General features: G+C 43.7%; 23 protein-coding genes. 14 read left to right on the top strand and 9 right to left on the bottom strand.

From position 1 onward, the window contains the following. Positions 1 to 54: 54 nt before the first annotated feature. Positions 55 to 1407: a molecular chaperone gene (gene yegD, locus AC4IFO_RS09440; RefSeq protein ID WP_490733763.1), complete on the bottom strand. Its 1353-nt coding sequence runs from the start codon at positions 1405 to 1407 to the stop codon at positions 55 to 57. 182 nt (positions 1408 to 1589) lie between these two features. On the opposite strand from yegD, the gene AC4IFO_RS09435 reads away from it, so the two are divergent. Continuing rightward, positions 1590 to 1844 (top strand): GDCCVxC domain-containing (seleno)protein, encoded by a 255-nt coding sequence (locus AC4IFO_RS09435; RefSeq protein WP_490733761.1) that lies wholly within the window; start codon positions 1590 to 1592, stop codon positions 1842 to 1844. A gap of 218 nt (positions 1845 to 2062) precedes the next feature. Here the strand turns inward: AC4IFO_RS09435 and AC4IFO_RS09430 are convergent, their stop codons facing one another. The 7 genes from AC4IFO_RS09430 to nrfA form a co-directional block, all read right to left on the bottom strand. Continuing rightward, positions 2063 to 2461, bottom strand: coding sequence for a hypothetical protein (locus AC4IFO_RS09430; RefSeq protein WP_490733759.1), 399 nt, complete (start codon positions 2459 to 2461; stop codon positions 2063 to 2065). A 314-nt stretch (positions 2462 to 2775) separates the two neighbouring features. Beyond that, on the bottom strand, positions 2776 to 3819 hold the full coding sequence (gene nrfF, locus AC4IFO_RS09425; protein WP_490733757.1) for a heme lyase NrfEFG subunit NrfF: 1044 nt from the start codon (positions 3817 to 3819) through the stop codon (positions 2776 to 2778). Next, positions 3812 to 5671 carry a heme lyase CcmF/NrfE family subunit gene (locus AC4IFO_RS09420; protein ID WP_490733755.1) on the bottom strand — a complete coding sequence of 620 codons (1860 nt, stop codon included), beginning with the start codon at positions 5669 to 5671 and terminating at the stop codon, positions 3812 to 3814. The genes nrfF and AC4IFO_RS09420 overlap by 8 nt, the downstream gene beginning before the upstream one ends. A 24-nt stretch (positions 5672 to 5695) precedes the next feature. Beyond that, positions 5696 to 6652: a cytochrome c nitrite reductase subunit NrfD gene (gene nrfD / locus AC4IFO_RS09415; RefSeq protein WP_490733753.1), complete on the bottom strand. Its 957-nt coding sequence runs from the start codon at positions 6650 to 6652 to the stop codon at positions 5696 to 5698. Beyond that, positions 6649 to 7320 (bottom strand): cytochrome c nitrite reductase Fe-S protein, encoded by a 672-nt coding sequence (gene nrfC / locus AC4IFO_RS09410; RefSeq protein WP_490733751.1) that lies wholly within the window; start codon positions 7318 to 7320, stop codon positions 6649 to 6651. Before nrfC ends, nrfD begins: the two co-directional genes overlap by 4 nt. Next, positions 7317 to 7886 carry a cytochrome c nitrite reductase pentaheme subunit gene (nrfB, locus tag AC4IFO_RS09405; protein WP_219246320.1) on the bottom strand — a complete coding sequence of 190 codons (570 nt, stop codon included), beginning with the start codon at positions 7884 to 7886 and terminating at the stop codon, positions 7317 to 7319. The genes nrfC and nrfB overlap by 4 nt, the downstream gene beginning before the upstream one ends. Positions 7887 to 7933: 47 nt before the next feature. Then, positions 7934 to 9373: an ammonia-forming nitrite reductase cytochrome c552 subunit gene (gene nrfA / locus AC4IFO_RS09400; RefSeq protein WP_490733748.1), complete on the bottom strand. Its 1440-nt coding sequence runs from the start codon at positions 9371 to 9373 to the stop codon at positions 7934 to 7936. 811 nt (positions 9374 to 10184) lie between these two features. Between nrfA and napF the strand changes: the two genes are divergently transcribed. The 13 genes from napF (at position 10185) to AC4IFO_RS09335 (ending at position 21250) form a co-directional block, all read left to right on the top strand. After that, positions 10185 to 10676, top strand: a complete 492-nt coding sequence (gene napF, locus AC4IFO_RS09395; RefSeq protein WP_490733746.1) for a ferredoxin-type protein NapF — start codon at positions 10185 to 10187, stop codon at positions 10674 to 10676. Then, on the top strand, positions 10666 to 10944 hold the full coding sequence (gene napD, locus AC4IFO_RS09390) for a chaperone NapD (RefSeq protein WP_273803969.1): 279 nt from the start codon (positions 10666 to 10668) through the stop codon (positions 10942 to 10944). The genes napF and napD overlap by 11 nt, the downstream gene beginning before the upstream one ends. Continuing rightward, entirely contained in the window at positions 10925 to 13411 is a 2487-nt protein-coding gene (gene napA, locus AC4IFO_RS09385) for a nitrate reductase catalytic subunit NapA (protein WP_353242170.1), read from the top strand. Before napD ends, napA begins: the two co-directional genes overlap by 20 nt. 6 nt (positions 13412 to 13417) lie before the next feature. Continuing rightward, positions 13418 to 14128, top strand: a complete 711-nt coding sequence (napG, locus tag AC4IFO_RS09380) for a ferredoxin-type protein NapG (RefSeq protein ID WP_219246330.1) — start codon at positions 13418 to 13420, stop codon at positions 14126 to 14128. Then, entirely contained in the window at positions 14115 to 14978 is an 864-nt protein-coding gene (napH, locus tag AC4IFO_RS09375) for a quinol dehydrogenase ferredoxin subunit NapH (RefSeq protein WP_273803968.1), read from the top strand. The genes napG and napH overlap by 14 nt, the downstream gene beginning before the upstream one ends. Then, positions 14975 to 15424, top strand: a complete 450-nt coding sequence (gene napB / locus AC4IFO_RS09370; protein ID WP_273803967.1) for a nitrate reductase cytochrome c-type subunit — start codon at positions 14975 to 14977, stop codon at positions 15422 to 15424. The genes napH and napB overlap by 4 nt, the downstream gene beginning before the upstream one ends. A gap of 9 nt (positions 15425 to 15433) precedes the next feature. Continuing rightward, positions 15434 to 16072 (top strand): cytochrome c-type protein NapC, encoded by a 639-nt coding sequence (gene napC, locus AC4IFO_RS09365; protein ID WP_490733742.1) that lies wholly within the window; start codon positions 15434 to 15436, stop codon positions 16070 to 16072. A gap of 197 nt (positions 16073 to 16269) precedes the next feature. Beyond that, positions 16270 to 17010 carry a heme ABC transporter permease gene (locus tag AC4IFO_RS09360; protein WP_353242173.1) on the top strand — a complete coding sequence of 247 codons (741 nt, stop codon included), beginning with the start codon at positions 16270 to 16272 and terminating at the stop codon, positions 17008 to 17010. Then, the gene (gene ccmD, locus AC4IFO_RS09355) at positions 17007 to 17219 is read left to right on the top strand and encodes a heme exporter protein CcmD (RefSeq protein ID WP_490733740.1); all 213 of its coding nucleotides are present in this window, start codon (positions 17007 to 17009) and stop codon (positions 17217 to 17219) included. Before AC4IFO_RS09360 ends, ccmD begins: the two co-directional genes overlap by 4 nt. Next, complete coding sequence (gene ccmE / locus AC4IFO_RS09350) at positions 17216 to 17701, top strand: cytochrome c maturation protein CcmE (protein ID WP_225819741.1); 486 nt, start codon at positions 17216 to 17218, stop codon at positions 17699 to 17701. The genes ccmD and ccmE overlap by 4 nt, the downstream gene beginning before the upstream one ends. Beyond that, a complete protein-coding gene (locus AC4IFO_RS09345) occupies positions 17698 to 19629 on the top strand; it encodes a heme lyase CcmF/NrfE family subunit (protein WP_490733737.1) in 1932 nt (643 codons plus the stop codon). The genes ccmE and AC4IFO_RS09345 overlap by 4 nt, the downstream gene beginning before the upstream one ends. After that, positions 19626 to 20183, top strand: coding sequence for a DsbE family thiol:disulfide interchange protein (locus AC4IFO_RS09340; RefSeq protein ID WP_219246344.1), 558 nt, complete (start codon positions 19626 to 19628; stop codon positions 20181 to 20183). The genes AC4IFO_RS09345 and AC4IFO_RS09340 overlap by 4 nt, the downstream gene beginning before the upstream one ends. After that, positions 20180 to 21250, top strand: coding sequence for a cytochrome c-type biogenesis protein CcmH (locus AC4IFO_RS09335; protein WP_490733735.1), 1071 nt, complete (start codon positions 20180 to 20182; stop codon positions 21248 to 21250). Before AC4IFO_RS09340 ends, AC4IFO_RS09335 begins: the two co-directional genes overlap by 4 nt. A gap of 76 nt (positions 21251 to 21326) precedes the next feature. Here AC4IFO_RS09335 and AC4IFO_RS09330 read toward each other — a convergent pair whose 3' ends face one another. Beyond that, positions 21327 to 21473 carry a hypothetical protein gene (locus AC4IFO_RS09330; protein WP_490733733.1) on the bottom strand — a complete coding sequence of 49 codons (147 nt, stop codon included), beginning with the start codon at positions 21471 to 21473 and terminating at the stop codon, positions 21327 to 21329. Positions 21474 to 21842 lie beyond the last annotated feature (369 nt).

The raw sequence follows: 21842 nt of genomic DNA, 5'->3' as shown, positions 1-21842 counted from the left end.
TTTTAATTAATGCCGCGTAATGCGGCATTAATTTTAGGTAAGCTACCGTTCCTTTTATTTAAAACAGGTTTCTGCCCAGCGCGCTAATCCAGCCGTGACGGAGCCAAAATCATCACCTTTTACAATTGGAATATTAGGGAGTTCTTGGGTAATCGCTTGGTGTAATACAGGTGAGCGAGCACTTCCTCCGGTAACAAAAACGGCATCAGGTTGTACGCCACCTTGAATAACCGCTTCTTTCACCAGTTCAATCATTTTACTTTTGGGTGATTCAATAGACTCAACCATTTGGTCATGATGAATATTCACTTCTAATATTTCGCTCATTAGATTAATTTTCGCTAAATATTCAGTGCTATTTGATAATGCGATTTTGGCTTCCTCTGCTTTGCGAACAAGGCTATAACCTAATGTTTGGTTATAAACTTCCAGCAAACGAGCAATCTTTTCTGGTTCTTTGGCATCTTGTTTTAAGCGGGTGAGTGCTAATAAATTTGGCCTTGAATAAAATTCCTTTTGGGCTTCCACATTGTTAATGGCAATGGGGTTCCAAAATTGCAAAAATGGCATTTTTAGCCCTGAGAGTGATTGACTCTCCATACCAAAAGGTTGCATTAATTGTTTTAAGGCGAGGTAAATATCAAGATCATTTCCGCCTACACGTTGACCACTGTGAGCTAATAACGATTGCGTTCTGTCTTTAGTAGCGCGGTAGCTTGGTCCCATTTGAATTAATGAACAATCTGTTGTTCCACCGCCAATATCAACGACTAGGATTATCTGGTCATTATTTAGTGTTGACTCATATTCTAAACCCGCTGCAACGGGTTCAAATTGAAAGGCAATATTATGGAAGCCAGCCCGTTTTGCTGCGCGATATAAAATAGCTTCTGCTTGCTGGTTGGCGGTTTCCCCCCCACGACCATGAAAGTTAATTGGTCGCCCAATGACTGTATCTGCTATCTGATTTTGTGTACTGATTTCAGCAGTATCTTTTATATTACGCATCATGGCGCAAACCAGATCTTCAAAAAAGCTTATTTGTGTTTCATGTAAGCCTGAAGCACCTAAAAATGACTTTGGTGATTTAACGTAATATACGTCACGGGGATCCCGTAGATACAAATCCAATGCAGCTTGGCCGAAAACAATGTCTTCTGGCACTAAATCAATCCCTTCTTCTTGGTTAAATGCGATTGATCTTCTTAGAATTTGTTGCCCAATATTATCGGAAGGTGAAATTTTGCAATGACGAAATAAATGTTCAGAGACGGATTCTCTCGTTGGGGCACAAAGCGTCGATGGAATGTAAGCCTGATTACCCTCCAAAGGTAATAGTTTAGGAACGCCATTTTCCATTACCGCGACAGCACAGTTGGATGTTCCATAATCAAAGCCAATAAACATCACGCCTCCAAAAAGTTGAGTAGCCAAACAAAAAAGGGGAAAGACTTTATATCAAGCGGCTTTGAATTACTATCAGAATAGTAATTTTTATCTTGTTCTGCATTTAGCTCAAGGAAATCAGGGTAAATTCACGCTATCATCATAAGATAAACAATAATGAGACTGGGATGTACGGAGAGGAAATGAACAACCAACAAATAGAATTAATGTCCACAATTACCTGCCCTGAATGCGGGAAATCTGAAACGGAAGAAATGCCAACGGATGCATGCCAATGGTTTTATGAATGCAAACATTGTGGTGTTTTGTTGAAACCATTAAAAGGGGATTGCTGCGTTTTTTGTTCTTATGGCTCAGTTAAATGCCCACCGATCCAAGAAGCTGCAATTACAGGATCTTCCTCTTGCTGTTGCCAAAACTCAGAGAGTTGCAAATAAAAATAAAGCCCCATGGCTGTGAGGTGATCTTTAATAATATGTTTTCCAAATATTAGTGGTCACATTAACGCTATATGGGGCTTTGTTATTTTTTTAAAATGGGTAAGTCTAGGTATTGCCAAGGTTATTTGGTATCAAATTTATATTTAATATATATGCTTCTTACTTTTTTAATTAAGTTAAATCATAAATATGAAGTGTGAAATATTTACGTTTTGTTAATTATTGCAATATTTATTCCAAAGAATATTAAAATCATCATTTGGAAACTCTTTCTCATCACTGTCGATTAGTGGAATGGAAACCACATTACGCCCATCTTGATGCAGGTATGTTTTAACAACAAATCGCTTAAAGCTATAAGTGTTTTGTGCAGTAAAAATGAGCACTTCCCCACAAACATAACCTAGCATACCATGGTCTAGAGTTTCTCTTATTTCATGATATTTAACGTTTTTATATTCCGCTGTTTTCGGAAAAGCTAAGAAGTCTTCCACCGCTTTTTGTGATTTAGAAACAATATCTAAATCCGGTGTATAGTTGCTGGCAACACCAGCGACAAACGAAGCGCCAGCTATAAGGCCAATGACTAAAAATGAAAATATTTTATTTTTCATAGTGTTTATTTCTATGTGTAGTTATTTTAATTATTCCTAATAATGCGTAGCTAAAAATAGTTAATATAATTAGTATATATAGATTATATGACTAAATTACTTACGGTATTTTACGCGTACATATTAAGAAATGCTGATTTCATTCAATCTAGCATAAATTTTTTTTAAGTAATAGAGGAAGGAAATAATGACAATCAATAAGAAACGAAAAATTACATATTTAAATAGATTGTCATCCTTTTGAGGGGAAATATCACTTAGTGATAGATTAGCATGTATTAATACCTAAGGTTAGCAATATTAGAATAAAGTTATTATTGTTTATTATTCATGATTTTTGCCATTTGAATAGCTTCAATAAGTTGGGCTCGATTAATCCGAGGACTATTGCTATCGAGTAAGGTTTGCCAAATTCGAATGGCTTTATCATAGTTTGCATTCATAAACGCATCAGAAGCGAGTAACATAAGTGCAGTCACTTCATTATTATCAAGGCTGAGTGCTTTGTTGATAACGGCTAAGGTATCATCTGTTAGGTGCTGGCCCGCTTGATAGTATAAAACAGTGGCAATAGCGGAATACAACTGTGCATTTTCACCTGTGTATTTTAAGGCTCTCTGGTAGGCGATTAACGCATTATCAAAGCTATTTTGGTATAAATAATACTCCCCAAGAACGGCCCAAAGCTCACCGTTTTCAGGAGATTGACGAATATCATTTTGTAGGCGTAATAAGTCATTTTGTTCTTGTTCTAATGGCGTAAAGGCGTTTATTGGGTCAGAAATACGTTGGTATTCATTATAAGTTAATTGAAAACGGGGCAATAAAAAATAGCTTGCCGTAATGCCTGCGAATAATACGATGAGTGAAATATTGAGTTTGCGATTCCATATATTTAGTTGCGAATTTAATTCAGGCATAGCCAGTAATTGTTCTGGCTGGCTTACTGATGATTGTGGCGACCCTTGTTTTCGTTGGGTACGAATGGCGTGTATGAGGTAGTAAGAAATCAGACAAAATGCAAAAAAAGGCAATATCCAAAGAATGGCGGTGGTGAAATTAATAGGCGGATTGTACAGGACAAAATCACCGTAGCGGTCAGTCATATACTGCACTATTTGGGTTTGATCTTTTCCTTCTGACACCATTTTATACACTTGATGGCGCATACTGACAGCGGTAGGGGCGTTAGACTCTAATAGATTTTGATTTTGGCATTGAGGGCAACGCAGTTGTGAGGCAATCTGCAAAGAATATTCTTGTTCTTCAGCAGAATTAAATTGCCAAGTATCGACAATTTGCGCATTTGCGACCATTGAAATCAATAATAAAAATAGGGCGCGTAAGAGATTAACCATGTTTTTTTCGCCCTCGTATCCAGCCAAATAACAGCCCTAGGCACATGAATATGCCACCGCCCCATATCCATTGAATACCATCTTGCACATAAAAGCGCATTGCATAATGTTGGTCACTGGTTTTCTCACCGAGCACGGCATACCAGTTACGAAGCCATCCCCAGTTGATACCAGGTTCTATCATTAATTGTTGCCGAGCCAAATAAAAACGGCGTTCGGTAATTAAATCATGTTGAAATTGGTCCTCTTGAGTAATATGGATAATGGCTTTTTCAGTGGTGTAATTCGATTGTGCAGCAAGTTGTAAATCAGTAAATTTAAATTGATAGCCTGCCAATGTGATGGTTTGCCCAACGGCCAGATTGACACTGGTTTCTTGACGGCTACCGACGGATAAGGCAATACCCGCAGCAAAAATAACCACGCCAGTATGCGCTAGTAAAGCCGGAAGCTGTTGGCGGATCGTTTGTAAGGGTTTTAACCATAAAATCAACAAAATAGCCACTAATAAACTACAGGCTATCGCGATAATAGCACCTTGTGACGCTAACACTAGGCCAAGTAATAAGCAGAAAAGTGCAATATAAAGAATACGGTGTTTTTTCTGATTAGGATTAAATGCACTTAATGTGATTACCAGCAACATCAGGATGCCAAATGGCAATAAGGTTTGGTTGAAGTAGGGCGCGCCAACCGAAATTTTACCCCAGCTAAATAGCGTATAAATCATTGGGTACAGCGTACCTGTGAGTACAATAAATAGCACGGCGACGAATAAGATTAATGTGAGTAATAAATAAACTTCACGCTGTGTTTTTTCTTGGTTTGTACTGTCAGCTACTTTGGCCTTCCACCCATAGATAAGTAAGCTGGAGAGACTTAAAAAACTGAATAATATAAAGAGCGGGACGGCTCTTACATTGTCTAATGCGAAGGCGTGTACAGACATTAAAATGCCGGAACGGACTATCAGTGTTCCTAATAATGACAGAATAAATGTTGCGATAGCGAGTAATATTGACCAATGGCGATAGAGCCCATTTTTACGTGATACGGCTAAGCTATGAAGGAGTGCGGTAGCACTCAGCCACGGTAACAAAGATGCGTTTTCGACAGGATCCCAAAACCACCATCCACCCCAGCCCAACTCACTATAAGCCCACCATGAGCCAAGGATGATACCGAGAGTGAGTATACACCAACTAGGTACGAGGAAGCGCCAGCAAACCCAAGCGGTTGTTGCATTAAAGGCATTAGATAAAAGAGAGCCAATGACTACAGCACAAACCACGATTAACCCGCTATAACCTAAATAAAGAAGTGGGGGGTGCAGGATTAAGCCCCAATGTTGCAGCATTGGGTTGAGATCTCTCCCTTCAATTGCTGGAGGGAAAATACGTGCGAAAGGGTCGGAGTACAGAACAATAAACAGCAATAAAGCCGCATTAACAATGGCGAGTAGGGTAAGCGTTAATGAAAATAATGGGTGATTTTGCTGACGGTAGCGCCACGCAAATAAGGTACTCCAAGCGGAGATAAACAGTAACCAGAGGAATAATGACCCTTCGTGCCCGCCCCAAACAGCGGCAATTTTGATGGATAACGGAGAGAGTCGGTGGCTATGTTGAGCAACATAAACCACCGAAAAATCACTGTTAATAAAACTGACGGTTAAACAAATATACGCGCCGAGCAATAGGATAAACTGCAAAGATGTCCAAAACACGTTCTGAGGCATCTGCCTCGGAACATGTCTGAAGTGACCAATAAACCCAAATAATGCTTGGAAACTGGTGAGACCCAGCGCCAGCACAAGGCAGATGAAACCCACTTCTGGGAGTATTAGTTCCAATTATCACCTTTATTCTTGAATAAATTATGCAACCGTCAATTGCCCTGCATATAACACAAAAAAACGCAGGCAAAATACGCCGAATAAACTTGCACCACTTACCAGCAAAATTCTTGCTGCACCGTGGCTTTTATCCGCCCATTTTTTTAAGGCTAATGGGATAATAAAACCGAATCCAACCACACCAATCCAGAACCACCACGTCCAGAATCCGCCGCCTAATGCAGCAACTAATGAACGAATTTTACCGTCATCACCTAAGGCTAAGCCGACAAAAAATGCCGCCAATAGGAATATCTCTAACCAAATTACAAACCCTTCTACGCGATGCAAAAAGGCAGCTTCTGGGTTATGAATATTTTTGCGATAGCGTAATGCTAATGCAATTAATGACACGGCAATTCCTGACGATATTCCAGAGAATAGGAATAAAGCAGGTAATAATGGATTGTTTAAGAACGGATAAGATTTTAAGGCTGATAGCAAGAAGCCTGTATAAGCGCCCAGCAATACCGCTAAAACCAGCATAATGATATCGAGAAAGCGCATCACTCGGGTGAGCATTGCTAAGACTCGAGGAATGATGCTGAGTTTCGGCAGCCATTTTTGTTGCAAGCCAATCAGTTCGGTTTCATAAATTTTAGCCAGCCAAACCACTAAGACCGCCATATACACTTGGAATAGCATTACCCCCATCGACATGACGGAGGTTGGGCTGTAATGGAACATCAATTTCCAAAACGTCCATGGACGTGTTAAATGGAGAATCAAAATCAATAAGCCCAGCACAATGGTGGTTGGCGCTAAAATCAGGGTCGTGCGCATTAAGGTGCTGTCACTGCCAGCGGCGTTAGGGTAGTACTGGCGCAATAACACGGCTAATACAACCAAGCCCGCAGAAATACCGATTAAAAATAGGTAAACCGCGATAGGCCAGTCCCAAACCAGTGATTCAAAATGGAAAGCAGAAGCGGTTGTCATTGGCTAACCTCCCCATATTTGAATGGAACTCGGTACATTTTGGGGTGAGTACCAAGTGCGATTTTAAATCGATAAGTAGGTTTCTCTTTTAACATCAAAGAAATATCACTCTTCGGATCGTCCAAATTACCAAATGTGAGTGCTTTGGTTGGGCAAGACTCAACACAAGCAGGTTGCTTGCCATTTTTCAGATTGGTTTTTCGACAAAAATCGCATTTATCCGCTGTTTTATTGACTGGGTGAATAAACCGCACACGGTAAGGGCATGCCGCGATGCAGTATTGGCAGCCCACGCACAAGTCTGGGTTTACATCCACAATCCCTGTGGTTTTATCGATAAAGGAAGCGCCTGTTGGGCAGACATCAACACAAGGTGCACTTTCGCAGTGTTGGCATGAATGGCGAAAGAAGCGATATTTGACATCTGGAAACTGGCCGATGGGTTCACTACGAATAATGGTTAACCGTGAAACACCCTCTGGGACTTGGTTTACCTCGCGGCACGCATCCATGCATGCCGTACAGCCGATACACAAATTTTCATCGTGGATCATACCGTAGCGAACGCCGTCTATTTTCATGGTATTCGCCAGAGTTTGGCCAGCCATCCCTCCTACCGCCGCCAGTGCTCCTGAATAAATAATGAATTGACGACGAGAACAACTCATGGCTGCTCCTTACGCAATTTCACCGCTGCTGGGTTGAAAGCAGGGTTGTCGCGCTGCTCAGAGTGGCAATCAACACAAATCTTCACTTTGCCTTTATCGGTCAGTACCTTCATCGTATCTTGTTTTGGATGGAGGTCATGGCAACTGGCACAGGCCACTTTTGTCACGTGGACATCATGGGGCCAGAATGCTTTTTGTAGTTGCTCCGGTAAGTGGCAAGATAAACAGACACTGTTTTGCTGTTCCACCGTGTACATCGGGTTATTGAAGCGCATAACATCTTTTACGCCTTCGCGGTGATCAGGCCCTGGGTTACCGTGGCAGTTGGTACAAGTCACGGGTAAGTTATTGTTTGGGTTGACCACTTCTGAGTGCGTGCCGTGCATGCCTTCTTTGTCAGGCTTGTGGCAATCTAAGCATGCACCATCAGCGCTGCGTTGCTGTGTGACAACCCAACGGCCATCAGCATTTTCCTCAGCAATTTGAGGTGTAGCGGAGGCGGCAGCTGCCCATAATAAGCCTGTTGCCAGCACCCCAGCAGTGAATAACGAACGTAGTACGCTCATAATTACTCCATTGGTTGTATTGCCCCTTATCATCGGGGCAAATGCGGTTATTTGGCTAATAGGTCATTTTTACGAGCTTGTTCATCCCACTGTGGAACAACAGTTTTTAAGAACTCTTGTTTCTCAGCATTGATTTTTTGCATGTCTAAACCAATGGCTTTTTGCGCTTTTTCTTTAGTGGAAATATCTGGGATGGCAATTTCATGGGTGATGCCTTTCGAACCAAGCAGACGAGCAAGTTTAGTCCGTGCATCCGCGGCTTTATCCATTGCGCCACCTAACATGCGTAAGCCTTCATCAGGGGCATGCATATGGATACCGTGAGACGCAATCGCTAAGTCCCAGCGCCATTGTGCATGGCGAATATCGGTTAGGATTGGCTTCATTTCGTCTTCCGTTGCACCTGCATCCCAAGCGGCTTTCGCCTCAAAGTGAGCACGAACTAACTGATCTTCCACTTTGATTTTCATTTCTTGGATAGCATGTTTACGCTCTGCAACGACATCTTGCAGCTGTTGTTTGCTTTGAGTGTGGCAGTTGCTACAGGTTTGCTCGAAATTATCGAACGGGTTACCAATTTTATGGCTGGTATACAGTTCGCCTTTTTCGTTTTGCAGTTTCGGCATGTGGCAATCAATACAAGTCACATTGTTTTTACCGTGAATGCCTGCGCTCCATGTTTCATATTCAGGGTGTTGTGCTTTTAACAGTGGCGCTTTAGAGAGTGTATTTGTCCAATCAGAGAAACCGATGTTGTCGTAGTACACTTCCATTTCTTCGACTTTGGTTCCGTTATCCCACGGGAACTTAACGGCTTTTTTGTCGCCAGAGAAATAGTACTCAACGTGGCATTGACCACACACCATGGATTGTTGATCAAAGCGGCTCGCTTGGTCGAATGGTTTACCAATGGTTTCCATCGCACGCTCTGCATAAGGGCGCGTTAGGGTGAGCTCAGGTTTTCCTTTCGCAAAATCAGGGGAGTCAGTTTTGTGGCAGTCACCGCAACCGAGAACATTAACGACTTCTGGGCCACCTTTTGCCCATTTACCTTCAAAATAGCCATCTTCACCATGTTCTTGAATAAGTCTTGCAACATCGGGGCTTTTACAGCTCCAACAAGCCATCGGTAGAGGGCCATCTTGTGCATCTTTTGGTGCGCCTGTACGCAATGTTTCGCGCACATCAATGATGGCATACGCATGACCCCGTGGTTTGTTATAGTCACGGGAGAATGGGTATCCTGCCCAAAGAATCACTAAACGCGGATCTTCTGCCAGGGCATCTTCGCGGTTAGCTTGTTCAGAGGTTGCTCGCCAAGAGTGGTATTGGTCTGGGTGAGCGGCTTCGAAAGTTTCATTTCGTGTATTTATTGTGGAGGTGCCATCCTTAGTCGGAGTAGGGGTTTGTGCATGAACAGAGGTAAAGAGAAATATTCCTGCAATTAGACTCAGTAAGCACAGTACATTATTTCTTATGTTTGCCATAAAAAGGGCCTCGAGTAATGTGAGCCAACCATCCCTTCATGTTTCGAGCGATTATTTTAGGGGGTAATCCTGCCCGAACGATTTTGGGTATTTTTTGTTATATAGGTTTGATAGCAAACAGACAGATGCTATCAAGACATTGCCAACTTATATGTGTAACAAAAAACCACACAAAAAATATTGTTTTTGATCAAAAGATAATTTGGATTAAAGAAATAGAATGCAGATAAATAATAAATACGGAGTATTAAAGAAACTGCTATAGTTATTATTGACTAGTTTTAAATTGATCATTTAGGGTAATTATTTAGTAATGATTCTTATTTTTACCCATGAGGTTTGTTTTATATAATAAATTGATTTTTAATAGTATTATCTTTTGATGTGATCCTTTTTATATTTCGCAAAGTAAAATAAGAAATAAATCGTGCGTAATATCAAAAAACTTGCAATTAATTTTTTTCAAAATGACATTACATCTACCACTTTGGTGGTAGATATTGGTGTTAATTTAAACTTAGAACATTAAAACTCGCGTCTAAATTAAATATCTATATTGAATGATTGTTAAAAAATAATTAAAAAATTGTCGGTATTCCCTGATTTTAGTCGTTTTGATATTCAAAAGTTATCAGGAATTCGGATACGGTGATTTTCAGTTGTAAGTCGTGTTATTACTCCTTTTACCTACTAGGTAGTATGTATTTTTCTAACCTCTATCGTTAATATTTCTCATAAATAATACACATATAAAAACTGCGGTTTATCAGTACTTTTTTACGATTTTGTTGGCAATGTAAAGGAAATAAACATGGTTGATCTCACCCGTCGGGGAGTATTAACTGGTGCGTGGCGTAATGCCGCTCCAGTGGTTCGACCGCCATGGAGTGGTAGTGAAGCGCACTTTATTGAAAAGTGTACCCGTTGCAACGCTTGCGTAGAAAGTTGTGAAACGACTATTTTGCAAGCTGGCGCAGGCGGATACCCTGTTGTCGATTTTAAACGTGGCGAATGTACCTTTTGCTACGCGTGTGCGACCGCCTGTCCTGAACCTATTTTCCTGCCACAACAAACCCAACCTTGGGATATCACCGTTTCTATCGGTCAAAACTGCCTTGCATTTAAATCTATCGAATGCCGCCGTTGCCAAGACAGTTGTGAACCTGAAGTTATCTCTTTTCGTCCGTCACTGGCAGGTATTTACCAGCCAAAAATAGAAACACAAGGCTGTACAGGCTGTGGTGCCTGTGTTGCAGGTTGCCCTGTATCAGCCATTACCGTGGAGCATGAACATGCACAGTAAATATCAAGTGTGCAGTTTGATTGTACAAATAAAAAGCGAACGAATGTCTGCTGTGACCGAGAAAATAAATCAGTTTCCGAACTGTGAAGTGGCGATTAGCGCCCCTGAAAACGGAAAACTGATTGTCGTTGTTGAAGGGCAAGGCAGTAAAACGTTGTTAGATACTATTGATTTAGTACGCGATTTAGAAGGCGTGCTAGATGTTTCGCTGGTGTATCACCAGCAGGATGAGCAAGGTGAGGAAGATTATGAAACTCAGTCGTCGTAGCTTTATGAAAGCCAATGCGATAGCGGCCGCTGCTGCGGCGGCAGGTATTGGCACACCCAGTATTGCGAAAGCGGTCGTCGGTCAACAAGAAAGCATTAAGTGGGACAAAGCCCCATGCCGTTTCTGCGGTACAGGTTGTGGTGTCCTTGTTGGCACACAAAATGGCCGTATTGTTGCGAGCCAAGGTGACCCTGAAGCCCCTGTAAACCGTGGCCTAAACTGTATCAAAGGTTATTTCTTACCGAAAATCATGTACGGAAAAGACCGTTTAACGCAGCCAATGCTGCGCATGAAAGACGGTGAATATGACAAAAATGGCGAATTCACTCCGATTACGTGGGAACAAGCATTTGATGTCATGGAAGAAAAAGTCAAAACCACCTTAAAAGAAAAAGGCCCAGAAGGGATCGGCATGTTCGGTTCGGGTCAATGGACAGTTTGGGAAGGTTATGCCTCATCTAAACTGTTTAAAGGTGGTTTTCGTTCTAACAACTTAGACCCGAATGCGCGCCACTGTATGGCGTCAGCGGTAGTCGGTTTTATGCGTACCTTTGGTATGGATGAACCGATGGGTTGTTATGATGATATTGAGCACGCAGATGCTTTCGTTCTGTGGGGCTCAAACATGGCCGAAATGCACCCGATTTTATGGTCGCGCATTACTAACCGTCGTTTATCTAATCCAGACGTACGTGTTGCGGTGCTGTCTACGTTTAAACACCGTAGCTTTGAACTTGCGGATAATGGCATTGTATTTACGCCGCAGTCTGACTTGGTAATCTTGAACTATATTGCGAACTATATTATTGAAAATAATGCAGTTAATCAGGATTTCTTGGATAAACACGTTAACTTACGCCGTGGTGCAACAGACATCGGTTATGGTTTACGTCCGACTCACCCATTAGAAAAAAGCGCGAAAAACGCAGGTTCTGATGCCTCTGAACCAATGACATGGGATGAATACAAAGCCTTCGTTGCGGAATATACCTTAGACAAAACCGCAGAAATGACGGGTGTACCAAAAGACCAGTTAGTTGAATTAGCGGAGCTGTATGCGAACCCGAAAACCAAAGTGGTTTCTTACTGGACAATGGGCTTTAACCAGCACACTCGTGGTGTTTGGGCAAATAACCTTGCGTACAACCTGCACTTATTAACCGGCAAAATTTCTCAACCGGGTTGTGGTCCGTTCTCCTTAACGGGTCAGCCATCAGCCTGTGGTACTGCACGTGAAGTGGGAACTTTCTCACACCGTTTACCTGCGGATATGGTGGTCACTAACGAAAAACACCGTGAAAAAGTAGAAGGTGTTTGGGGATTACCTGCGGGCACTATCCCAGAAAAAGTGGGTTTACACGCCGTTGCACAAGACCGTGCCCTAAAAGACGGGAAGCTGAATTTCTACTGGGTCATGTGTAATAACAACATGCAAGCGGGCCCAAATATCAACGAAGAGCGTATGCCGGGGTGGCGCGATCCGCGTAACTTTATCGTGGTATCTGACCCATACCCAACGGTCAGTGCATTGGCTGCCGACTTAATCTTACCTACCGCAATGTGGGTAGAGAAAGAAGGGGCTTACGGTAACGCAGAGCGTCGTACTCAATTCTGGCGCCAACAAGTTCAAGCGCCGGGCGAAGCTAAATCTGACTTAATGCAGATGGTGTTATTCTCTAAACGCTTTAAAACTGACGAAGTGTGGCCAGAAGAGTTACTGGCGAAAAAACCAGAACTGCGTGGTAAAACGTTGTACGACGTCTTATTTGCGAATGAAGCTGTGAGTAAATTCCCTATCAGCGAATTAGCAGATGACCAGCTAAACGATGAGTCACGTGAGTTAGGCTTCTACTTACAAAAAGGCTTATTTGAAGAGTACGCAGGGTTTGGCCGTGGTCATGGTCATGACTTAGCGGACTTTGATGCTTACCACAAAGCTCGCGGTATCCGTTGGCCAGTGGTGGATGGCAAAGAAACTCAATGGCGTTATAGCGAAGGGAATGACCCTTACGTTAAAGCGGGTGAAGGTTACCAATTCTACGGTAAACCAGACGGCAAAGCGGTGATTTTTGCTCTGCCATTTGAGCCCGCCGCGGAATCACCAGATAAAGAATATGACCTGTGGTTATCAACAGGGCGTGTCCTTGAACATTGGCATACCGGTAGTATGACCCGCCGTGTGCCTGAATTGCACCGTGCTTTCCCTGAATCGTTAGTGTTTATGCATCCACTCGATGCGAAAGACCGTGGATTGCGTCGTGGTGACAAAGTCAAAGTGGTTTCTCGTCGCGGTGATGTGACAACTATCGTTGAAACTCGCGGCCGTAATAGACCACCAAAAGGCTTGGTGTACATGGCGTTCTTTGATGCAGCGCAATTAGTGAATAACTTAACACTGGATGCGACTGACCCACTTTCGAAAGAAACGGACTACAAAAAATGTGCCGTTAAACTGGAAAAGGTGTAATTGCTCATGCCCCAGAAAACTAATCCTAACAAGGTTAAGTCCCAGAATAGTCGCCGTCGCTTTTTGCGTGATGTAGGTCGCGCAGCAGGTGGGTTAGTGGCTGTTGGTGTGGTACTGGGGCTTCAGCAACAAACCTCCCGAGCGAGCGGTGTGAGACTTCGCCCGCCGGGTGCGCTGAATGAAACGGCATTTGCCAGTGCCTGTGTGCGCTGTGGTCAATGCGTTCAAGCCTGCCCTTATGACATGTTGAAATTAGCCACATTGGCATCAGGTCTGGCAGCGGGAACACCGTATTTTATCGCCCGCGAAAATCCATGTGAAATGTGTGAAGACATTCCCTGCGCGAAAGTGTGCCCAAGTGGCGCGCTGGATAAAGACATTGAGTCTATCAATGATGCGCGTATGGGCTTGGCTGTGTTACTTGACCAAGAAAACTGTCTGAATTTCCAAGGGTTGCGTTGCGATGTGTGTTACCGCGTTTGTCCGCTTATTGACGAAGCTATCACATTGGAACTTGAGCAAAACCATCGAACAGGTAAACACGCGCGTTTCTTACCAACCGTAAACAGCAATTACTGCACGGGTTGTGGTAAATGCGAGCAAGCTTGTGTGTTGGAAGAAGCGGCTATCAAAGTGTTGCCAAGAGACTTGGCGAAAGGTGAATTAGGCCATCATTACCGTTTTGGTTGGCTGGAGGGAAACAATGGCAAATCGTAAACGCGACGCCGGACGTGAAGCTCAGGCAAAAAAAGGGTGGTGGCAGAGCCACAAATGGTTGGTATTAAGGCGTGTCAGCCAATTATTGGTGCTAGCGATGTTTTTGAGTGGTCCATGGTTTGGTGTGTGGATCTTACACGGGAACTATAGCAGCAGCTTATTGTTAGACACTGTGCCATTGACCGACCCACTGATTACGTTAGAGAGCTTAGCAAGTGGTTACTTACCGGGGATCTCTGCGCTGATCGGTGCCGCCATCGTGTTCGGTGTGTATGCGCTATTAGGTAAACGCATTTTTTGCAGTTGGGTTTGCCCTGTTAATCCGATAACTGACGCCGCGGCATGGCTGCGCCGTAAGTTTGACCTGAACCAATCTGCCACCATTCCACGTTACATTCGTTATGTGTTGCTGGTGGTGATTTTAGTGGGGTCAGCGGTGACAGGCACGTTACTGTGGGAATGGCTAAACCCAGTTTCATTAATGGGGCGCAGTTTAATTTTCGGTTTTGGAAGTGGCGCATTGGTTTTAGTAGCGCTGTTTTTATTCGATTTATTGGTAGTGGAACATGGATGGTGCGGCCACCTTTGCCCATTAGGCGCACTGTATGGTGTCGCGGGTTGTAAAGGCGCACTGGTCGTCACAGCGGTGAATAAAAAAGACTGTAGCCGCTGTATGGATTGTTTCCACGTTTGTCCGGAGCCGCAAGTGTTGCGTGCCCCGGTCCTCGATAAACAAGCCCCAGCATTGATTTCCGATAAAGACTGCATCACGTGCGGTCGCTGTATCGACGTCTGTTCTGAGGATGTTTTTAAAATAACACTACGATGGAGCTCGGGAGCTAAATCATGAAAAATTCAGTCCTGAAAAAGACGCTAAGCCGCGCAATCGCAGGTATGCTCTTTGTTGTTAGTGGCCTAGTTTGGGCTGCTAATGGTGTCGATTTGACGCAATCACCTGAAGTGTCTGGTACGACTGAGGGAAGTATTCATATTCCTAAAGAGCAAGAAAGAATGGCACTAAACTATGTGAACCAGCCACCGATGATCCCACATAGTGTGGATGGTTACCAAATTACCACCAACACAAACCGTTGTTTACAGTGCCACGGCGTTGAAAACTACCGTACGACAGGTGCGCCGCGTGTTAGCCCAACACACTTTATGGATGCCACGGGGAAAGTGTTGGGTGAAGTCGCACCAAACCGTTATTTCTGTTTACAGTGCCATGTACCGCAATCTGATACGCCGGCTATCATTGATAACACATTTACCCCATCCAAAGGCTTTGGGAAATAAGGGGGAATTATGGCAAATAATAACGAAAAACCAACAACGGGCGACAAGCCGAAGAAAAAAGGCTTGTTTGGGATTATTGGACGTATATGGCAGTGGTGGCGTAGACCAAGCCGTTTAGCATTAGGCACTTTATTGCTAATTGGCTTTGTCAGTGGCGTGATTTTCTGGGGCGGGTTCAACACCGGTATGGAGATGGCAAATACTGAAGAATTTTGTATTAGCTGTCACGAAATGCGTGAAAATGTCTATGAAGAATATATGGATACAATTCACTATACTAACCGTAGTGGTGTTCGTGCAACTTGCCCAGATTGCCACGTACCTCACGAATTTGGCCCGAAAATGGTGCGTAAAATCCAAGCCAGTAAAGAGTTATACGGGAAAATTTTTGGCATTATCGATACACCGCAAAAATTTGAAGATCACCGTTTAGCCATGGCGCAAAGTGAGTGGCGGCGCATGAAAAACAATGACTCGCAGGAGTGCCGTAACTGCCACAACTTTGAGTATATGGATTTCACAGCCCAAAAAGGGGTTGCAGCCAAAATGCATGACCAAGCCGTTACGGATGGTAAAACCTGTATAGACTGCCATAAAGGGATTGCTCATAAGCTGCCTGATATGCGCGAAGTCGAGCCGGGCTTTTAATTTGGAGACATCGTTTTATGATGAGTTATCTCAATGAATTATAAGTGATGATCACGAAATAGGCTGATTATGCGTAAGAGTATAATCAGCCTAAGTTATATTTGTGTTAAATCAATATCTTTGCTTTTTTAATGTGTATTGTATGATGCTGTCACTCAGCATTTACTAACAATATAATAAATCAGGGTAATTAAACTATGTGGAAAAAGCTTCATCAACTTGCCATCCCCGTTAACCTTTACCGGTTATGTGGGCGTCTAGTACCGTGGTTTATTATATTAAGTGTGATTTGTTTAGCGGTAGGTTGGGTCTGGGGCTTCGGTTTTGCACCAACCGATAAAGTACAAAGCGAGAGCTACCGCATCATGTATATCCACGTGCCTGCTGCGATGTGGTCAATGGGGATTTATGCCACTATGGCTATCACGGCCTTTATTGGGCTGGTGTGGCAGATGAAAGTGTCTGAACTGGCGATTGCCGCGATGGCACCCGTTGGCGCGGTCTTTACTTTCATTGCATTAGTCACTGGCGCGACCTGGGGTAAGCCGATGTGGGGCGCTTGGTGGGTGTGGGATGCACGCTTAACCTCTGAATTGATTCTATTTTTTCTGTATGTGGGCGTTATTGCGTTATGGCATGCTTTTGATGATCGCCGTACCGCAGGCAAAGCCGCGGCGATTTTAGTATTAATTGGCGTGATTAACTTACCTATCATTCATTACTCTGTTGAATGGTGGCAAACGCTGCATCAGCCGTCAACACGGATGCAAGAAAGTATCAACCCAGCGATGCGCACACCACTACGGTTAGCTATCCTCGGGTATTTATTCTTATTTATCTCTTTAACACTCATTCGCTTACGTAATCAGTTATTGGTTCTCGAACGTAATCGCCCTTGGGTGCTCGATATTGTGAAAAAAGGAGGGCGCCCTCAATGACCAGTGCATTTGCATCTTGGAGCGATTTCTTTGCGATGGGAGGCTATGGGTTTTATGTCTGGTTGGCGGTAGCGCTGACTTTAATTCCCATTTTGCTACTCTGTATACATACCGTTATCCAACGAAAAATAATTATTAATGCCATTATTCAACAGCAAGCTCGCGAACAAAGACAAAAAGCCGCAAGAGCGCGTAGGGAGGGGATGTGAATATTCGTCGTCGTAACCGACTTTGGTTGATTTGTTCCATACTTATTGGAGTTGGCTTAACGCTAGCACTGATCCTCTACGCACTGCGCTCAAGTATTGACCTCTTTTATACACCCGGTGAAATCATTTACGGTAAACGTGAAACTCAGCAAATGCCTGAGGTTGGGCAACGTTTACGTGTGGGGGGTATGGTCATGCCAGGCAGTGTCGTGCGCGATGCTGATCCAAAATCATTAAAAATCACCTTCACTGTTTATGATGCAGAAGCCGAAATTGATGTCAGTTATGAAGGCATCTTGCCGGACTTATTTAAAGAGGGGCAAGGCGTCGTCGTACAAGGTGAATTACAAGAAAACAACCATGTTTTAGCGAAAGAAGTACTGGCAAAACATGATGAAAACTACACGCCGCCAGAAGTGGAAAAAGCGATGCAAGAAAACCACCGGAGACCTGCCGCAGCCTATAAGGAAAATGCGTCATGATCCCAGAAATTGGTAGCATTTTATTGTGCTTAGCGCTAGGCCTTGCCGTTTTGTTGTCCATCTACCCATTATGGGGCGTGGCGCGTAACGATACACGTTTGATGGCTTCATCGCGCCCATTGGCGTGGTTACTGTTTCTTTGTGTGACGGGGGCGTTTCTTGTTCTCGTCAATGCGTTTGTCGTAAATGATTTCTCTGTCACTTATGTGGCGAACAACTCCAATACTCAACTGCCGATTTGGTACCGCGTTGCCGCAACGTGGGGCGCTCACGAAGGTTCCCTGTTGTTATGGGTCTTGTTGATGAGTGGCTGGACATTTGCGGTTGCGCTGTTTAGCTATCGCATGCCGCTGGATATCGTTGCTCGCGTGCTTGCTGTAATGGGGATGGTGAGCGTCGGTTTCTTGTTGTTTATCATTTTTACCTCAAACCCATTTTCACGCACATTGCCGTCGTTTCCGATTGAAGGGCGCGACCTGAACCCATTGTTGCAAGACCCCGGTCTTATCTTCCACCCACCTTTATTGTATATGGGGTATGTGGGCTTCTCGGTGGCATTTGCCTTTGCGATTGCGGCCTTGCTCAGTGGGCGATTAGACAGCTCCTTTACCCGTTTTGCACGCCCTTGGACGATGGCTGCGTGGTTCTTCTTAACCCTCGGGATCATGTTAGGTTCCGCATGGGCATATTATGAGCTTGGTTGGGGCGGCTGGTGGTTCTGGGACCCAGTAGAGAATGCCTCCTTTATGCCATGGTTGGTGGGAACGGCGTTAATCCACTCTTTATCAGTGACAGAACAACGGGCGACGTTTAAAGCGTGGTCATTGCTCTTGTCGATATTTGCTTTCTCATTATGTTTACTCGGTACATTCTTAGTGCGATCGGGCGTATTGGTTTCCGTGCATGCGTTCGCTTCTGACCCATCCCGCGGGCTATTCATCTTAGCATTTATGGTGCTGGTGATTGGTGGCTCGCTGTTGGTGTTTGCGTTACGAGGCCATAAAGTTCGTTCACGGGTCAACAATGCGCTGTGGTCACGAGAGTCAATGTTATTGGGTAATAACGTGATTTTAACTGCGGCGATGCTTGTGGTGCTGCTTGGTACATTACTGCCGTTAGTGCATAAACAAATCGGGTTAGGCACCATTTCTATTGGTGAACCGTTCTTTAACACCATGTTCATTGCATTGATGGTGCCTTTTGCCTTGTTATTAGGGATTGGGCCATTGGTTCGCTGGGGGCGTGACCGTCCTGTGGCGATTAAAAAAATGCTGATTATTGCAACGGTGATGACGCTGATTCTGTCATTTGCATTACCTATGCTGATGGAAGACCGCGTTGAAGCACTAACCGTAGTCGGTTTGATGATGGCAATATGGATTGCCATTTTAGCGTTCGCTGAAATGAAAGTGCGTATTAGCAAAAAAATCAAACTTACCCCAAGTTACTGGGGCATGGTTTGTGCGCACTTAGGCTTAGCGGTCACCATTGTCGGGATTGCCTTTAGTCAAAACTACAGTATTGAGCGCGATGTGAAAATGAAACCGGGGGATAACATTGCTATTCACGGTTACACCTTCACATTTAATGGTGTACATGAAGCGGATGGCCCGAACTACCAAGGGGTTATCGGCAGTATTTCCGTCACCAAAAACGACAAAGTGGTTAGCATCTTAATGCCCGAAAAACGTTTTTACAGCGTGAGCCGTGCCGTTATGACTGAAGCGGCGATTGATGGTGGGATTACCCGCGATTTATATGCTGCTCTCGGTGAGGAAGTCGATAAAAACACGTGGACCATGCGTTTGTATTATAAACCTTTTGTTCGCTGGATTTGGTCTGGCGGTGTGTTAATGGCAATCGGCGCGTTGTTCTGCCTGTTTGACCCACGTTATCGTCGTCGTAAATTACAAGGGGAAACAGCATGAACCGCAAAGTCTTTTTAATCCCTTTTATTATCTTCGCAGGGATAGCTGCGGTATTGCTGTGGCAGTTGATGCGTAATGCAGAGGGCGATGACCCACGTTTATTGGAATCGGCATTAATTGGCAAGCCCGTGCCCGTTTTCCGCTTGGAATCGTTAGAAAACCCCGGAAAGCATTACGAGTCAGAGGTGTTAACGCAAGGCCAGCCTATCTTATTGAATGTTTGGGCAACATGGTGCGTCACTTGCCGTGCAGAGCACCAATACCTCAACACATTATCCGCGCAAGGTGTGCGTGTGGTTGGCTTAAATTACAAAGACAAACGCGACAAAGCGGTTGTGTGGTTGCGTCAGCTGGGCAACCCTTATGCATTGAGTTTATTTGATGGTGAAGGCATGTTAGCGCTTGATCTTGGGGTTTATGGTGCGCCAGAAACCTTCCTTATTGATGGCAATGGCATTATCCGTTACCGCCACGCAGGGGCAATGGATGAACGTGTCTGGGAAAAAGAATTTAAGCCCCTTTGGGAGCGCTATAACCAGGAGGCGAACCAATGAGGTATTTACTCGGTTTATTGATGTTGGCTCTTAGTGCAACAATCACGTATGCCTCTACGGAAGTATTTACGTTTGATAACGAACAGCAAGAGCAGCAATTTCGTAAATTAACGGAAGAGTTGCGTTGTCCTAAGTGCCAAAATAACAGTATTGCCGATTCTAACTCGATGATTGCACTGGATTTACGCCAAAAAGTGTATGAGTTGATGAAAGAAGGCAAAAACCGTGATGAAATCGTCGATTATATGGTGGCGCGTTATGGTTACTTTGTTACTTATAACCCACCATTAACGCCATTAACCATAATGTTATGGGGGCTGCCATTTGCCGCGATTATCATTGGTGGTTGGATTATTTTTGCCCGCTCGAAAAAACGCGTGCGCATCAAGCAAGTCGAAAACGGAGAAGAAGATGAAATTCCGGAAGCTTCACGGGCAAGTAATTGGGTTTACCTGCCGGGCGTAGTCATAGCACTCGGCGTTGCTGCTGGGGCGTATTATCAAGTGGGCAGCTATGAAAAAGTTGCCGATTGGAATAATGCTTATCAACAAGCACCTGCCTTGCTGGATAGAGCCTTAGACCCGTCAGAGCCGCCGCTGAATAATGCGGAAATGGAGCACTTAGCATTAGGCTTGCGTACTCGCTTACAAGAAGACCCGCAAAATGTAGAAGCATGGGTGATGTTAGGGCGCATAGGCATGGTGCTGGGTAACGCAACGATGGCAACCGATGCGTATGGCCGTGCGTACCGCCTTTCACCGAAAGATGAGAATGTGGTGATTGGTTATGCAGAAGTCTTAACGCGTTCCTCTGACCCTGAAGATAATCGCCAAGGTGCAGAGTTACTGAAAAAGCTGATTGCAGAAGACCGCACGAATGTAAAAGCGTTAAGTATTTTTGCTTTCAATGCTTTTGAGCAAGAGCGTTACGCAGAGGCGATTTCAGCATGGCAAATGATGTTAAAACTGCTGCCTGAAAATGATCAGCGCCGAGTGATTATCGAGCGCAGCGTAGAGCAAGCACTAATGATGGTGCATGAAAAGAAAGGCATGCCTGCTGATAAGTAACATCAGTTTGGTCTATATGATTAAAACGGGGGCGTAAGTCCCCGTTTTTGTTTTTATAGTTTTAAGTCCCTCCAAGTCACGTTAGCGCCTTTAGCGAACAATGCTTTGCTTCAAAGGCGTAAAACATCACAATCCCACTTAACCTACCTCTGCCATGTTCCTCTGCTTCAACCAGTTCTTGCTGTTGGTTTGTATGAATGTATTGAATTGTGAATACCATCACAAATAGCGGCTTCTTCATTATTTATAGGTTACAACGATGGATAAGAGTATTTGTTATAATAAAACCAAATTGATGGTGTATGATGGTTTGATAATTTAGCTTTAAAATTTTAAATAAACTGTTTATTTTAAAATTAAATAATTAAAGAAAGGAGAGTTAATATTTTCTTATATTTACAGTGGTAAGTTGAAATTCAATTAAATTAATTAATCAATTCTAATATTATATTGATAATAATAGTCCATTTAGCTTTGGTTGTTCTTTTTTGGTTTTTTTTGTTTTTATTTTTATGCTTTTTGCTTTTTTTTGCTTTTGAATGGGAAGGTATGAGTATAGTCACATTAACGTAACAGGGTATAAATTAGAGTA

This window comes from Providencia sp. UF-224 (assembly GCF_058245955.1).
The sequence above is the reverse complement of the archived record's forward strand: the minus strand, read 5'-3'. Positions and strand labels throughout refer to the sequence as shown.

Coding starts and splice junctions, on each gene's coding strand:
- yegD (WP_490733763.1), bottom strand. CDS start 1,407: ATGTTTATTGGCTTTGATTATGGAACATCCAACTGTGCTGTCGCGGTA.
- AC4IFO_RS09435 (WP_490733761.1), top strand. CDS start 1,590: ATGAACAACCAACAAATAGAATTAATGTCCACAATTACCTGCCCTGAA.
- AC4IFO_RS09430 (WP_490733759.1), bottom strand. CDS start 2,461: ATGAAAAATAAAATATTTTCATTTTTAGTCATTGGCCTTATAGCTGGC.
- nrfF (WP_490733757.1), bottom strand. CDS start 3,819: ATGGTTAATCTCTTACGCGCCCTATTTTTATTATTGATTTCAATGGTC.
- nrfD (WP_490733753.1), bottom strand. CDS start 6,652: ATGACAACCGCTTCTGCTTTCCATTTTGAATCACTGGTTTGGGACTGG.
- nrfC (WP_490733751.1), bottom strand. CDS start 7,320: ATGAGTTGTTCTCGTCGTCAATTCATTATTTATTCAGGAGCACTGGCG.
- nrfB (WP_219246320.1), bottom strand. CDS start 7,886: ATGAGCGTACTACGTTCGTTATTCACTGCTGGGGTGCTGGCAACAGGC.
- nrfA (WP_490733748.1), bottom strand. CDS start 9,373: ATGGCAAACATAAGAAATAATGTACTGTGCTTACTGAGTCTAATTGCA.
- napF (WP_490733746.1), top strand. CDS start 10,185: ATGGTTGATCTCACCCGTCGGGGAGTATTAACTGGTGCGTGGCGTAAT.
- napD (WP_273803969.1), top strand. CDS start 10,666: ATGCACAGTAAATATCAAGTGTGCAGTTTGATTGTACAAATAAAAAGC.
- napA (WP_353242170.1), top strand. CDS start 10,925: ATGAAACTCAGTCGTCGTAGCTTTATGAAAGCCAATGCGATAGCGGCC.
- napG (WP_219246330.1), top strand. CDS start 13,418: ATGCCCCAGAAAACTAATCCTAACAAGGTTAAGTCCCAGAATAGTCGC.
- napH (WP_273803968.1), top strand. CDS start 14,115: ATGGCAAATCGTAAACGCGACGCCGGACGTGAAGCTCAGGCAAAAAAA.
- napB (WP_273803967.1), top strand. CDS start 14,975: ATGAAAAATTCAGTCCTGAAAAAGACGCTAAGCCGCGCAATCGCAGGT.
- napC (WP_490733742.1), top strand. CDS start 15,434: ATGGCAAATAATAACGAAAAACCAACAACGGGCGACAAGCCGAAGAAA.
- AC4IFO_RS09360 (WP_353242173.1), top strand. CDS start 16,270: ATGTGGAAAAAGCTTCATCAACTTGCCATCCCCGTTAACCTTTACCGG.
- ccmD (WP_490733740.1), top strand. CDS start 17,007: ATGACCAGTGCATTTGCATCTTGGAGCGATTTCTTTGCGATGGGAGGC.
- AC4IFO_RS09345 (WP_490733737.1), top strand. CDS start 17,698: ATGATCCCAGAAATTGGTAGCATTTTATTGTGCTTAGCGCTAGGCCTT.
- AC4IFO_RS09340 (WP_219246344.1), top strand. CDS start 19,626: ATGAACCGCAAAGTCTTTTTAATCCCTTTTATTATCTTCGCAGGGATA.
- AC4IFO_RS09335 (WP_490733735.1), top strand. CDS start 20,180: ATGAGGTATTTACTCGGTTTATTGATGTTGGCTCTTAGTGCAACAATC.